The sequence below is a fragment of the Microbacterium resistens genome, from assembly GCF_021172025.1.
In the GTDB taxonomy this organism is placed as follows: domain Bacteria; phylum Actinomycetota; class Actinomycetes; order Actinomycetales; family Microbacteriaceae; genus Microbacterium; species Microbacterium resistens.
On the sequence record NZ_CP082781.1, the window covers coordinates 2,596,004 to 2,610,142 of the forward strand.

Annotated in this window: 11 protein-coding genes; 8 read left to right on the top strand and 3 right to left on the bottom strand. The window is 71.5% G+C overall.

Going from position 1 to position 14,139, the window contains the following annotated elements:
- The first annotated feature begins 5 nt into the window (after nucleotides 1–5).
- The 5 genes from K8F61_RS12265 (at nucleotide 6) to K8F61_RS12285 (ending at nucleotide 5,969) form a co-directional block, all read left to right on the top strand.
- Entirely contained in the window at nucleotides 6–881 is an 876-nt protein-coding gene (locus K8F61_RS12265; protein ID WP_231819311.1) for a carbohydrate ABC transporter permease, read from the top strand.
- A 1-nt stretch (nucleotide 882) separates the two neighbouring features.
- On the top strand, nucleotides 883–1,695 hold the full coding sequence (locus tag K8F61_RS12270) for a carbohydrate ABC transporter permease (RefSeq protein ID WP_067249828.1): 813 nt from the start codon (nucleotides 883–885) through the stop codon (nucleotides 1,693–1,695).
- 19 nt (nucleotides 1,696–1,714) lie between these two features.
- Nucleotides 1,715–3,841 (top strand): hypothetical protein, encoded by a 2,127-nt coding sequence (locus K8F61_RS12275; protein WP_231819312.1) that lies wholly within the window; start codon nucleotides 1,715–1,717, stop codon nucleotides 3,839–3,841.
- A 236-nt stretch (nucleotides 3,842–4,077) separates the two neighbouring features.
- The gene (locus tag K8F61_RS12280; protein WP_231819313.1) at nucleotides 4,078–5,244 is read left to right on the top strand and encodes a DUF4185 domain-containing protein; all 1,167 of its coding nucleotides are present in this window, start codon (nucleotides 4,078–4,080) and stop codon (nucleotides 5,242–5,244) included.
- Entirely contained in the window at nucleotides 5,241–5,969 is a 729-nt protein-coding gene (locus tag K8F61_RS12285) for an SGNH/GDSL hydrolase family protein (RefSeq protein WP_231819314.1), read from the top strand. Before K8F61_RS12280 ends, K8F61_RS12285 begins: the two co-directional genes overlap by 4 nt.
- Nucleotides 5,970–5,993: 24 nt before the next feature.
- Here the strand turns inward: K8F61_RS12285 and K8F61_RS12290 are convergent, their stop codons facing one another.
- Nucleotides 5,994–6,449 carry a VOC family protein gene (locus K8F61_RS12290; RefSeq protein WP_231819315.1) on the bottom strand — a complete coding sequence of 152 codons (456 nt, stop codon included), beginning with the start codon at nucleotides 6,447–6,449 and terminating at the stop codon, nucleotides 5,994–5,996.
- Between the two features lie 103 nt (nucleotides 6,450–6,552).
- Here K8F61_RS12290 and K8F61_RS12295 point away from each other — a divergent pair, with 103 nt between their 5' ends.
- Together K8F61_RS12295 and purL are read left to right on the top strand one after the other, a co-directional pair.
- Nucleotides 6,553–7,491 carry a helix-turn-helix transcriptional regulator gene (locus tag K8F61_RS12295; RefSeq protein WP_231819316.1) on the top strand — a complete coding sequence of 313 codons (939 nt, stop codon included), beginning with the start codon at nucleotides 6,553–6,555 and terminating at the stop codon, nucleotides 7,489–7,491.
- Nucleotides 7,492–7,652: 161 nt separating this feature from the next.
- Complete coding sequence (gene purL, locus K8F61_RS12300) at nucleotides 7,653–9,977, top strand: phosphoribosylformylglycinamidine synthase subunit PurL (RefSeq protein ID WP_231819317.1); 2,325 nt, start codon at nucleotides 7,653–7,655, stop codon at nucleotides 9,975–9,977.
- Nucleotides 9,978–10,173: 196 nt separating this feature from the next.
- On the opposite strand, the gene uxaC is transcribed toward purL, so the two are convergent.
- Together uxaC and K8F61_RS12310 are read right to left on the bottom strand one after the other, a co-directional pair.
- Complete coding sequence (uxaC, locus tag K8F61_RS12305; protein ID WP_231819318.1) at nucleotides 10,174–11,580, bottom strand: glucuronate isomerase; 1,407 nt, start codon at nucleotides 11,578–11,580, stop codon at nucleotides 10,174–10,176.
- Nucleotides 11,577–12,653, bottom strand: coding sequence for a LacI family DNA-binding transcriptional regulator (locus tag K8F61_RS12310; protein WP_231819319.1), 1,077 nt, complete (start codon nucleotides 12,651–12,653; stop codon nucleotides 11,577–11,579). Before K8F61_RS12310 ends, uxaC begins: the two co-directional genes overlap by 4 nt.
- Before the next feature lie 122 nt (nucleotides 12,654–12,775).
- On the opposite strand from K8F61_RS12310, the gene K8F61_RS12315 reads away from it, so the two are divergent.
- Complete coding sequence (locus tag K8F61_RS12315) at nucleotides 12,776–14,137, top strand: ABC transporter substrate-binding protein (RefSeq protein ID WP_231819320.1); 1,362 nt, start codon at nucleotides 12,776–12,778, stop codon at nucleotides 14,135–14,137.
- Nucleotides 14,138–14,139 lie beyond the last annotated feature (2 nt).

Consider the following 14,139-nt stretch of genomic DNA (forward strand, 5'->3'; position numbering starts at 1 on the left):
GGCGGATGGCGCGTCAGACCTCGCCCTACCAGTGGTCCGCCCGGGGCTTCATCGCCCCGGGCGTGCTCCTGGTCGCCGTCCTGCTCTACCTTCCGCTGCTGTGGACAGTGTTCCTCAGCTTCACCCGCTACAACGGGCTCGGCAGCCCGAAATGGGTGGGCATCGACAACTACGTGGAGATGCTCACCGACGGCGACTTCGTCGGCTCCGCCGTGAACACCGTCCTCTGGGTGGTCGGCACCCTGATCATCCCGGTCGGCATCGGCCTGACGATCGCCCTGCTCACCTGGAACCTGCGCGGCGGGGTCTGGCTGCGCCTGCCCTTCCTCATCCCCTACGCCCTGTCCGGCATCGGCGTGGGGGTGGTGTGGTCGTTCATCCTCTCCTCCGGCGGCGCGCTCGACCAGGCGCTGGCGGCGTTCGGCATCACCGACCCGCCGCGGTGGCTCCTGGACGCGCCGCTGAACACGGTCGTGATGATCATCGCCTCGTCGTGGCAGGGCGTCGGCGTCAACGCCCTGCTGTTCACGATCGGCCTCCAAGCGATTCCGAAGGAGCCGCTGGAGGCAGCGCGCATCGACGGCGCGGGCGGGATCCGCCTCTTCGGCAGCATCCTGTGGCCCATGCTGCGTCCGCTGACGGCCGTGGTCGTCGGCCTCTCCATCGTCGCCAGCCTGAAGACCTTCGACATCGTCTGGGGCATGACCAAGGGCGGCCCCGGCACCGTCTCGGAGACGCTCGCGCTGACGATGTACAAGGAGACCTTCGTCAACAGCGACTACGGTCTCGGGTCGGCGATCGCGGTGTTCCTCACCGTGATCACCCTGATCGCCTCGGTGCTCTACCTCCGCCAGCAGCTGTCCCCGAAGAACGAGGTGTGACATGTCCCGCATCATCCGCACCGTCGTCCTCGTCCTCCTCGGGATCCTCTGGCTGCTGCCCGCCTACCTCCTCGTCGTGAACGCGATGAAGGACCCGGCGACGTTCACCTCCAAGGAGTCCTGGATCCCCACCGACTTCCACCTGTTCCAGAACTTCGCCGACGCCTTCGCGCTCTCCGGACTCGGCAACAGCATCGTCAGCACGCTGGTGTACTCGATCGTCTCCCCGACGATCGCCGTCCTCGTGGGCGCCGCCGCCGGGTTCGCCATCGTCGCGCTGCGGCTGAAGCGGGGGTTCCTCTGGTTCGTCGTCATCTTCGGCGGCACGGTGTTCCCCCTGCAGATGGTGCTTCTGCCGCTGTTCGACGCGTACTCCCGGATCGGCCTGTTCGACACCCGGATCGGGATGGTGATCATCTACACGGTGATCTCGGTGCCGTTCTCCGCGTTCGTCATGCGGAACTTCTTCACCGGCGTCGCCCACAACGTCTTCGAGGCGGCGGTGCTGGACGGCGCGACGACCTGGCGGATCTTCACGCGCATGTACCTGCCGATGGCGTCGAGCGCGCTCGTGGCGATCTTCATCCTTCAGGCCACGTTCGTCTGGAACGACCTGCTGCTCGGCCTGACCCTGAGCCAGTCCGACGACATCCGGCCGATCATCACGACGCTCTCCGGCATGCAGAGCACCTACGGCGGCGCCCAGATGTCCGTCGTGCTCGCCGCGGCCGTGCTCGTCTCCCTGCCGACGGTCGTCCTGTTCCTCTGCACCCAGCGCTTCTTCGCCAAGGGCCTCGCGCTCGGCCAGTACTGACCTCCCCCGGAAAGGCATCATGCTCCCGCTCATCCCCACCGTCGAGGATCTCGCCGCGGACCCCGTCACCCACCACGACGACGACATGATCGCGCCGTCCGGCCTGACGAACCTGCTCGGGACCGTGCGCGTCGATCACGATCTCACCGCGCTGAGCGCCGTGCAGTTCCCGCCGGTGTCGCAGGGACTGACGCAGACCGCGATGCTGTTCGTCGACGGGAGGCTGTTCCTCTCCCACGGCGTGCCGGTCACGCACGAGTGGCGCCCGGACCGGGTCCTCCGCCGCGCGACGCTCGGCACGCTGGAGCTCGAGACCACCACGGTCTGCGTCCCCGGGCGCACCGCCGTGACCGTCGACATCGTCGTCCGCAACACGGGGGAGGCGGACCGGGACGTGCGGATCGGCCTCTCCGCCGCCGCCCGGGCGACCCGGTCCGCCACGGCATGGCTGGATGCGGAGTCGCCGTCCGAGCAGGACGCGGTGGACACGGACGACGGGCGCCTCGTGTTCTCGTCGGCGGACGAACGCGCCTGGAGCGTGCAGGGGATCGTGGACGGCACGGCGCGGCTGAGCGGCGTCACCGGTGCCGCCACGGGCGGGGAGGACGCGTTCGGCCTGGGGATCGGCGGGAACGGCCGCGGAGGGGAGCTGGGGACGACCCTCCGCGTGCCGGCCGGCGGATCCGCGCGCGCGGGCTATGTGCAGGCGATCGGAACCACGCGGGCCTCGGCCGTCGAGACGTACGACGCCGTGGCGGCGTCCGTCCCCGCGGCCGTCGGTGCGGCCGAGGAGTTCTGGAACCGCCAGCTGCGGGCCGCGTTCGACCCGGACGACGACGAGTTCTCCGGTGCGCTGCCGGTCCTGGAGACCTCCTCCTCGGCGCTGCGGCGGCTGTACTGGTGGGCCGTCCTCGGCGTCGTCTGGTTCCGCCGGGACTATGCGGGAAACGTCCTGGGCCGCTCTTACGACACCCTCATGCCGAACTACTGGGGAACCACCACCTTCATCTGGGACTACAGCCTCAGCTCCGTCAGCCACGCCCTGCTCGACCCGGCCGAGATGCGCAACCAGGTGCGGCATTGGATCTCGCTGGACATCCACTCGCACTTCGGCACGTCCTCCCTCACCGGGGGCCCGGTCGGGCGCTGGTACTCGGTGAACGACTACGCGATGACCCGCCTGGTGCACGACTACGTCCGCTTCACCGGCGACGCCGGGTTCCTCGACGAGGTGGTCGGCGGCGCCACCGTCGCGGAGTCGGTCCGGCAGTGGGCGACCGCGTGGAAGGCGCTCCGCCGCGACTCCCCGCTCGCCGACTACGGCGAGATCGACAACCTGCTCGAGTGCGTGAGCTCGTACACGCACGAGGTCGCAGGGCTCAACGCCGCGAACGTGTGGAGCATGCGGACGGCGGCCGGCCTCGCCGATCTGCGCGGCGAGGAGGCCGAGGCCGCGGAGCTGCGTGCCGAGGCCGCGGCGCTGGTCCCCGCGGTCGTCGCGCGCTACGTCCCCGGCGAGGGGGTCTTCTCGGCGGGGCAGCCGGACGGGACGCTCCTGCCCGTCCGGCACTGCTACGACTTCAGCGTCGTCGGGACGACCATCGCCGGGGACCTCGCACCGGAGGTGCGCGACGAGATGGTGGCGTTCTTCCGCCGCGAGCTGCAGACGGAGAACTGGATGCGGGCGCTCTCCCCGTGGGACCCGGACGCCAGCTACAGCCCGCGGCCGGACCATCAGTGGAACGGCGCGTACCCGGCGTGGCCCGCCGATGCCGGCCGCGCCCTGGCGGCGCTGGGGGCGCCGGAGGTCCTGACGGCGTGGATCGAGGGGCTGTCGCGCACGGCGAACCAGGGGCCGATGGGGCAGGCGCACTTCGTCGAGGAAGCGGTCCCCGGCATCGGCGGCGGCGCTCGCAAGGCCCCGCCGCAGCTGCCCTACATCATCGACTGGGCGTGCTCGTCGTCCGGCGCGTGGATCGAGCTCGTGATCGAGGCGCTGTTCGGCGTCTCCGTCTCGGCCGACGGCACCGTGCGCGCGGCCGGGTGCGTCGCGGCGCTGGACCCGCATGCGAGGCTCCGCGGCCTCCGGGTCGCGGGCCGCGCGTACGACGTGGACGCCGCCGGCGCCGTGACCCCGGTCGGCTGAGCGGACGGAGGAGGACACGAGGATCGGATCCCGCGTTTCGTCTCGTCGCTGCGCTCCTCGCTCAACGACCGACGCCCGCCCCGCCCCCGGTCGTTGAGCGACACTTCGACTCGCAGGCTCGCTCAGTGCAGGTCTCCGCGAGACGAAACGCCCCGCCCACCCCCGCACCCCCGGTCGTTGAGCGAGCGAAGCGAGACGAAACGCAGTACCCCACCGAACACGAAGGAGTGATCGACATGAACAGACGATGGATCGCGGCGGCGGTCGCGACGGCCTCCCTCTGCGCCGGCGTCGCGGTGTCCGCCCCGGCGTCCGCGGCCTCCCCCGCCAGCCCCGGCGGCCGCGGCCCCGGGCAGTGCGCGCTCACCGACGGCACGCTCACGGCCACGACGACCGTCAACGAGGAGCTGACCGACCGCTTCCGCTCGTACGCGGAGACGGGCGGGGCATGGACCGGCGGCGACAGCACGTTCTCGCTGCCTCGGCCCGGCGGCACCACCGGGTGGTTCTTCTCGGACACCTTCCTCGGCACCGTGAACGCCGACGGCTCGCGCCCCGCGGACTCCCCGTTCGTGAACAACTCCGTGGTGCTCGAGGACCGCCGCGGCGGCATGACGACGGTGACCGGCGGAACGCCCGAGGCGCCCGCCGGCATCATCCCGCCCGAGCCCGACGGCCGCTGGTACTGGATCGGGGATCCGACGCCCGGCGCGCACGGCACGGTGCAGGTCCCGCTGCTGCAGTTCGAGCGGACGGGATCCGGGAGCTTCGACTTCCGCTGGACCGCCAACCGTCTGGCGATCCTCGACGGCGACAGCCTCCAGCTCGACACGATCGTCGACCGCCCCTCCGAGACGGGCATCAACTGGGGATCCTGGACGCTGGAGGAGGGTCCGACGACGTACATCTACGGGATCGCCGATCCCGGCGGCGTCCGCTCGGCCTATGTCGCCCGGGCGCAGGGACGGGACGGGATCGCGGGCGACTGGTCGTTCTGGGACGGATCCGGCTGGTCCGGCCAGGAGGCCGACGCCGTCCCGGTCGTCCCGTACGTCGCGAACGAGTTCAGCGTCGCGCGGTTCCGCGACGGGTACCTGCTCGTGACCCAGGACACCTCGGAGCTGTTCAGCACGCGCATCGTCGCCCGGACCTCCTGCTCTCCGACGGGGCCGTTCACCGACCCGGTCGAGCTGTACCGCACCCCGGAGACGGGGCTCGCCGGCAGCTACGGCGACGCGGACGTCTTCACGTACAACGCCCACGAGCACCCGAATCTGCGCACCGGGAACCGGATCCTCGTCACCTACAACGTCAACACCTTCGACAACGTCGGCGACGTGTACGACGACGCCTCGATCTACCGCCCGCGGTTCCTCGACGTGCGGCTGGACGTGCGCCGGTGAGCGAGGACCGCGCGCGGCTGGCGGATGCGCTCGCCGCCGGGACGCCGCTGACCTGGGTGCTGACCGGGGACTCGATCACGCACGGACTGATCCACACCCGCGGGGCGCGAAACTACGTCGATCACCTGCACGAGCTCATCCGCGGCGACCTCGGCCGTGTGCAGGACGTCGTGATCAACACCGCCGTCACCGGGTGGCGCGCGGATCTGATCCTCGACGACTTCGCCCGCCGGGTCGCGGACTGGCACCCGGACGTGGTCACGCTGATGATCGGGACGAACGACTGCACGACCACGTGGCTGGATCCGGTCATCGAGGCGGCGGACTTCGCCGCGTCGATCGGCGAGTTCGTCCGGCGGGTCCGCGGGATCGGCGCCGTGCCCGTGCTCCAGACGCCGCCCTCGATCGACCTGCGGCACGCGCCGGACCGGGAGCGGATCGGGGACTTCGCCCAGGCGATCCGCGACGTGGCGTCCGACGCGGAGGTGATCCTCGTCGACCAGCACGCCGCGTTCACGGAGTTCTCGGCGGGCACCGGGCCGGGCAACGAGGGGATGCCCTGGGGCCTTCTCGACGACGCCTTCCACCCGAGCGCGGCCGGGCACGCCCTCCTCGCCCTGGGGATCGCGCGCACGCTGGGTCTGGAGCCCCGCGATTCTGCGGTGCTCACGGACCTCGCCGCCCGCGTCGCCGTCGCCCGCCACCCGCAGTGGCCGCCCGCATGACGGCCGGCGGCCACCGCGTCGCGTTCAGGCCGCGGGTGCCGGCTCGACGTCGAGCACCCAGGTGACGCCGAACCGATCCGTGAGCATGCCGAATCCGGGGGACCAGGCCGACGCGGCGAACGGCTCCACGACCGTCGCCCCCTCGGCGAGGCCCTGCCAGTAGCGCTCGGCCTCGACGGCGGAATCGGCGCGCACCGAGAGGAAGAAGGGACGATCGGTGATCGTCACCCCGTTCTCGCGACGCGTCGTCCCCGTGTCCGCGACGCCGTGACCCGGGACGTCGTACGCCATCACGCGGAAGCCCTCCGGGCTCTCGACGACCCCGAAGACGATGTCGTCGGCACCGGGCGCCTCGGCGGACATCCCGAGATCGGCGTAGGTGGTGACGACGACGCGTCCGCCGAAGACGGCGCCGTAGAACTCGAGCGCCGCGCGGGCCGTGCCCGGGAGGTTCAGGTGAGTGGTGGTGCGGATCGCCATGGGGTGCTCCTGTCATCGTGTTCGCGCCGCACCGTGCGGCGCGGGATCAACCCTGCCGACCAAAGAGGACGAGATCTGTCCTCTTCTCGGGGAGAATAGGTCCATGGCCGGCAGCTCCGCGCGCATGCTCGCGCTCCTCTCCCTGCTGCAGGCCCCGCGCCGGTGGCCGGGAGCCGTCCTCGCCGACCGTCTGGGCGTGACCCCGCGCACGGTCCGGCGCGACGTGGATCGTCTGCGCGAGCTCGGCTACCGGATCGACGGCGACAAGGGACCCGACGGCGGCTATCGCCTTGCCGCCGGATCCGACCTTCCGCCGCTGCTGTTCGACGACGCCCAGGCGGTGGCGATCGCCGTCGCGCTGCGCCACGCTCCGGCAAGCGGCGTCGAGGTCGACGAAGGCGCGGCCCGCGCTCTGGCGACGGTGCGTCAGGTGATGCCGTCCCGTCTCCGTCATCGGGTGGACGGGATCCGCTTCGCCTCGTCGGGTGCGGACGTGCGCGTCGACCCGGCCGTGCTCGAGGCCGCGAGCGCGGCAGCGGCCGAACGGCGGGTGCTGCGGTTCGACTATTCCGGCGGGGATGAGACGCGACGGACGGAGCCCCACGCCGTCGTGGCACGCGGCGGCCGCTGGTATCTCGTGGCCTGGGACCTGGACAGGGACGATTGGCGGCTGTTCCGTCTCGACCGAATGCGTCCGCGCACGCCGACCGGCCCCGGCTTCACACCGCGCCGCCTCCCCGCGTCCGACGCCCAGACCTTCGTGGCGGCGCGGAACAAGGGGGCCATGACGGAGGACCGCTGGCCGTGCACCGGCGTGGTGGTGGTCGATCGCCCGGCCCGCGACCTCGCCGCGTGGGTCGAGGACGACGATCTGGAGCAGCTCGCGGACGGCACCTGCCGGATCAGGATCGGATCGTGGTCGTGGACGGGCGTGCTCGCCGCGGTGGCGCGCTTCGACGCCCCCTTCACGATCGTGGCGCCCGACGCTCTTCGCCGGGCGGCGACGACGCTGGCCGAGCGGCTCTCGTCCGCCGTCGGCTGACCGCTGCGCCGCGCGGAATGCTCCGCCGGACGCGGACGGCCGTCCGGAGCCCGGGGTTCTCGCGCATCTCCTCGGTCTCGCGCCGGCCCGCGGCGGGGATCGCGCGCGGCACCCGCCGGTAGACTGGACGGGCCCCGCCTCCCTCTTCTCCAGGAGCCCGCGTGACCACGTCCGAAGCCCCCGTCCACGTCCCCGACTCCGTCGAGAACGCCCGCGCGACCCCCGAGAAGGAGCAGCCGTACGCGGCGCTCGGCCTCAAGGACGACGAGTACGCCCGGATCCGCGAGATCCTGGGCCGCCGCCCCACCTCCGGCGAGCTGGCGATGTACTCCGTGATGTGGTCGGAGCACTGCTCCTACAAGTCGTCGAAGAACTACCTGCGCCGGTTCGGGCAGAAGGTGTCCGACGAGATGCGCGAGCGCCTCATGGTGGGCATGGGCCAGAACGCAGGCGTCATCGACGTGGGCGAGGGCTGGGCCGTCACGTTCAAGGCGGAGTCGCACAATCACCCGTCCTTCATCGAGCCCTTCCAGGGGGCGGCGACCGGCGTCGGCGGCATCGTCCGCGACATCATCTCCATGGGGGCCCGCCCGGTGGCCGTCATGGACGCGCTCCGCTTCGGCGCGATCGACCACCCCGACACGGCCCGCGTCGTCCACGGCGTGACCAGCGGGATCAGCTTCTACGGCAACTGCCTGGGCCTTCCGAACATCGGCGGGGAGACGGTCTTCGACGCCGTCTACCAGGCCAACCCGCTCGTCAACGCGCTCGCGGTGGGCGTCCTCCGTCACGAGGACCTGAAGCTCGCGAACGCGACCGGCGTCGGCAACAAGGTCGTCCTGTTCGGCGCCCGCACCGGCGGGGACGGCATCGGCGGCGCCTCGATCCTCGCCTCGGACTCCTTCGACGACGGCGGGCCCACCAAGCGTCCCGCCGTGCAGGTCGGCGACCCGTTCGCCGAGAAGGTGCTCATCGAGTGCTGCCTGGAGCTCTACCGCGACGAGCTCGTCGAGGCGATCCAGGACCTCGGCGCCGCCGGGATCTCCTGCGCCACGAGCGAGCTCGCCGCCAACGGCAACAGCGGCATGCACGTGTCGCTGGACAACGTGCTGCTGCGCGACCCCACGCTCACGGCCGAGGAGATCCTCATGTCGGAGTCGCAGGAGCGCATGATGGCGATCGTCGCGCCGGAGAAGCTCGACGCCTTCCTCGCCGTCACCGGCAAGTGGGACGTCGAGACCTCGGTGCTCGGCGAGGTGACCGGCGACGGGCGCCTCGTGATCGACTGGAAGGGCGAGCGGATCGTGGACGTCGACCCGTCCACCGTCGCCGTCGACGGTCCGGTGTACGACCGCCCCGTCGCCTACCCGACCTGGATCGACGCCCTGCAGGCGGACGCCGCCGAGCTCCTGCCGCGCTCGAACGACCCGGAGGTCCTGCGCGAGCAGTTCCTCGCCCTCGTCGCCTCCCCGAACCTCGCCGACACCCGGTGGATCACCAACCAGTACGACTACTACGTGCTCGGCAACACGGCGCTCGCCTTCCCGGACGACGCGGGCATGATCCGGGTGGACGAGGAGTCCGGCCTCGGATTCGCGATCGCCACCGACGCGAACGGCCGCTACTGCCAGCTCGATCCGTACGCCGGCGCGCAGCTCGCGCTCGCCGAGGCGTACCGCAACGTCGCGGTCACCGGTGCGGTGCCGACCGCGATCACCGACTGCCTGAACTTCGGCTCCCCGGAGAACCCCGAGGTCATGTGGCAGTTCGGCCAGACCGTCGACGGGCTCGCGGACGGCTGCTACGAGCTGGGCACGCCCGTCACCGGCGGCAACGTCTCGTTCTACAACCAGACGGGCGACGTCCCCATCCACCCGACTCCGCTGGTCGGCGTGCTCGGCATCATCGACGACGTCTCCCGCCGGATCCCCTCGGGCTGGCAGGACGCGGGCCAGAACATCTACCTGCTCGGCACCACCTCGACCGAGCTGTCCGGCTCCGCCTGGGCGGAGACCGTGCACGACCACCTCGGCGGCACGCCGCCGAAGGTCGACCTCGCCGCCGAGAAGCGCCTCGCGGGTCTGCTGTCCGCCGCGCGCGACGAGTGGCTGGTGTCCAGCGCGCACGATCTGTCCGAGGGCGGTCTCGCCCAGGCGCTGGCCGAGGGCGTCATGCGCTTCGGGGTCGGCGCCCGCGTCTGGCTGACCGAGCTCATGGAGCGCGACGGGGTGGACGCCGCGACCGCGCTGTTCTCCGAATCGACCGGCCGCGTGATCGTGACCGTGCCGCGCGAGGACGACGTGAAGTTCCGCGGGCTCTGCGAGGGGCGCGGCTATCCGGTGCTCCGCATCGGCGTGACCGACACGGAGCCGACGCTCGAGGTGCAGGACGTGTTCACCGTCTCCTCCGAGGAGCTGCGCCGGGTCTCCCAGTCCACGCTCCCCGCCGCCTTCGGCCCCACCGTCTCGGAGCCCGCCCCGGCCTGACCCGCCCCCTTCGCCGCGGCGTCCGCGCCGCCGCGTCCGTTGTCGCGGCGTCCGTTGTCGCGGCGCCCGCTGTCTCGGCGTCCTCTGTCGCGGCGTCCGTTGTCGAGTGGTCAGTTTTTGTGGGTTGAGCGCCGCTCAACCCACAAAGACTGACCACTCGATGCGTGCGCCGGGTGCGCCGGGCGTGAGCGAAGGGTCAGAGGCGAAAGGTCGCGCGGGGGATCTCGTCGACGAGGCGACGGGCCAGCGCGAAAGCGTGCTCCTCGTCGAGGCGATGCTCGGCGACGAGGCTCGCCAGATAGCCGGCGTCCAGACGACGGGACATGTCATGCCGGGCGGGGATGGAGCAGAAGGCCCGGGTGTCGTCGATGAAGCCGCTGGTCTTGACGAAGCCCGCGCTGTCGGTGACCGCGCGGCGGAAGCGGGTGATCGCGTCCGGGGTGTCGAGGAACCACCAGGGCGCGCCCGCGTACACGCTCGGATAGAACCCGGCGAGCGGCCCGATCTCGCGACTGAAGGCGGTCTCGTCGACCGTGAACAGGACGAGGCGGAAGGTCTCGTGCACGCCGAAGTCCCGAAGGATCGGGGTCAGCGGACCGGTGAAGGACGCGACGGAGGGGAGGTCGTGGCCGGAGTCGGGACCGTAACGCTCCCGCGTCGGACGGTGATGGTTGCGGATGACGCCCGGGTGCAGCTGCATGACCAGTCCGTCCTCGGCGGACATCTCGGCGAGGCGGTACAGCAGATTGCGACGGTAGGCGGCGGCGTCCGCGGCGCCGACCTCGCCGCGCAGGCCCGCGGCATGGATCCGCTCCGCGTCCGCGTCGTTCAGCGGCTCCGACCCGGCGTCGACCACGCCCGTGTCGGTCGCGGTGCCCCCGGCCGCGCGGAAGGCCTCGCGCCGCCGGCGCAGCGCCTCCCGCAGCCCGGCGTAGGACCCGGCGTCGACGCCCGCGGCCTCGGAGAGCGCCGCGAGGGACGACGCCCAGCCGTCCACGGACGGATCCATGTACCGATCGGCGCGGAAGGTGGGCAGGACCCGGCCGCGGAACGTGGGATCCTCGCGCAGGCGGGCGTGCGCCTCGAGGTCCTCGGCCGGGTCGTCCGTGGTCGCCAGGACCTCGATACGGAACCGGTCGAACAGCGCGCGCGGACGGAACGCGTCCGCCTGCAGTTGGGCGTCGATGTGGGCGTACAGCTCGTCGGCGTTCTCGGCACAGGGCTGCTCCGTCACGCCGAACACCTCCGACAGCGAGGTCTCGAACCAGAACCGTACGGGGGTGCCGAGGAACACGTCCCAGTGCGTGCAGAACGCCCGCCACACCTCCTCGGGATCCGCCGGCGACGGACCCCGACCGAGCGCGTCGAGCGGGACCCCGACGGCGTGCAGCAGCCGCAGGACGTAGTGATCCGGCGTGATGAGCAGGGTCGCGGGGTCGGGGAAGGGCCGGTCGTCGGCGAGGAGCGCGGCGTCCACGTGCCCATGGGGAGAGAGGATCGGCGCGGCGGCGACCTCCTCGTACAGCCGGCGGGCGAGGCCCCGGACTCCGGGATCGATCGGCAGCAGCCGGTCCGGATGGGGACGAAGGGGGGCGGCTCTCATGATTCTCCTGATGCTGCCGAGGGCCGGGTGGCCGCGTGCGGACCGCGCCGGGACGGCGCGGGGCCGGTGGACTCCCGGACGGTGAGGTGGGTGGGGAGGGAGGCGATCTGACGTCGCGACAGCGCGCCGGATCCGACCCGGCCGCTCTGCAGCCGGTCCAGGAGCATCGACACGGACATCCTCGCCGCCTGCGCGATCGGGGCCGTGAGCGTGGTCAGCGGAGGGTGGCAGAAGTCCGCGCCGAAGATGTCGTCGCAGCCGACGATGCTCAGATCCTCCGGGACGCGCACCCCGCGTTCCTTCAGCCGGCCGAGCATCCCGATCGCGATGAGGTCGTTGAACGCGACGCACGCGGTCGCGCCGGTGTTCAGCGCGGCGTCCGCCGCGGCCGCGCCCGCCTTCGTGCGTGGCTGGTAGGGACCGACCCGCGAGTACTCGAGCCCCAGGCGCTCGCACGCGCCGATCACGGCCTGCCACCGGACGTTGTTCGCCCAGCTCGTCGGGGGTCCGGCGACGTAGCAGATGCGCCGGTGCCCGAGGGAGGCCAGGTGCTCGATCGCCTGATCGAAGCCGAGGCGGGTGTCGATGAAGACGGACGGGACGCCGGGGACCGCCCTGTTCAACGCCACGATGGGCAGCTCGCCGCTCAGCTCGGCGAGGCGCTCGTCCGACAGCCGCGACGCCGTCAGGATGGCCCCGTCGTAGGCCGTGCGCAGGTCCTCGAGCGTGCTCTCCTCCATCTCCGGCGACTCCTCGGTGTGCACGAGGATCTGCGAGTACCCGGCGACGCGCAACGCCTGCTGGGTGCCGCGGATGATGCCGAAGTAGAAGGGGTTCGTGACGTCGGAGACGAGCACCGCGACCAGGCGTGTGGGCACGGGCGGAGCGGGCCTGCGGGAGCCGGTGGGCGAGTATCCGAGCTCCTCGGCGATCCGCAGGATCCGCTCCCGCGTCTCCGGATTCCCTCGCCCGGGGGTCGCCAGCGCCCGCGACGCGGTCGAGGTGGCGACGCCGGCGGCGTCGGCGACGTCGGCCAGGGTCGCCCGGCGCGGAGGCTCGGCGGTCTCGGACATGGGGCATACGCAATCACATGTGGCAAATATTGGCAATCAATTGCAATGAATTGCCATTGTGCCTACTTTTGCCGCAGGCCCCGTCCCGCCGGCGCGGTCCATTGGCTCGAAGGAGAGTTTCGATGAAGTCACGACGCACCCTCGCCCTCGCCGCGACGACCGCGGCCGCCGCCCTGACCCTCGCCGGATGCGCGGGATCCGCCGACGCCGGCGCTGGAGCAGGCGCCGACGGCGAGGTCGACGGCACGGGGAAGACCCTGACCGTGATGGTCGCCGCGAACGGCCTCTATCCCGAAGAGCAGAAGGAGTGGTTCCAGAAGGTCTCCGACGCCTTCGAGGAGAAGACCGGTGCGACGGTCACGTTCGAGACCTTCGCCAGCGCCAACGACGAGCTGACGAAGATCCAGACCTCCGTGCTCTCCGGCCAGGGCCCCGACGTGTACGGGCTCGGGACGACCTTCACCCCGACGGCCTACGCCACCGGCGCCTTCGTGAAGCTCACCGACGCCGAATGGGACAAGGTCGGCGGGCGGGACCGCTTCGTCCCCTCGCTGCTGGGGATCTCCGGTCCCAGCGAGGAGGACGAGGTCGGCGTCCCGTTCGCGAGCCGCCCGTTCGTGATGGCGTACAACAAGGACCTGCTCGCCGCCGCCGGGATCAGCGAGGTGCCGACGACCTGGGACGAGCTGACCGAGGCCGCGAAGAAGACCACCGCGGGCGACGTGCACGGGCTCGCGCTCGGCTACGCGGACAACTACGACCCGTGGAAGTTCATCTGGGGGATGTCGGTGCAGGCCGGGAACCCCCTCGTCGACGTCGACGACAAGAAGGTGCGCCTGGAGGATCCGACCGTCACGGCTGCGTACGAGACGTACTTCGGCTGGTACCGCGACGGACTCGTCGACCCGGCCTCGATCGGGTGGAAGAACGCCCAGGCCGTGGCCGCGTTCGCCGAGGGCAAGGCCGCCTTCCTGCCCATGACCTCCGCGGTCTCGCGCGCCGCCTTCGCCGATTCGGCCGTCTCCGACTCCTACGCCTACGCCCTCCTGCCGACAGTGCCCCCCGGCACCGCCGAGCGCCCCTCCGGCGGGGAGGACGCGGCGAGCATCCTCTCCGGCGACAACCTCGTCGTGGCGCAGTACTCCCCGAACCAGGACCTCGCCTTCGCTCTCATCGAGATGATCACGAGCACCGAGTGGCAGGTGGAGTACTTCGACACGTTCGGCGAACTACCGACCGGCGTCGAGGCCGCGGCCGAGGTGCAGAAGGCGAATCCCGAGCTCGCGGCCAACGTGGACGCCGCGGCGAAGTCCGTCGCGACGCCTTTCACCGGCGCCTGGGGCGACACCCAGCTCGCGCTGACGAACGTCGTGGTGCAGTCCCTGCCCGCGCTGCAGAGCGGGGCTCTCACGGCCGCCGACATCGAGAAGGCGGTGGCCGTCGCCCAGTCGGCGGCGCAGTCCGCTCTCGACAAGTCGAAGTGAGC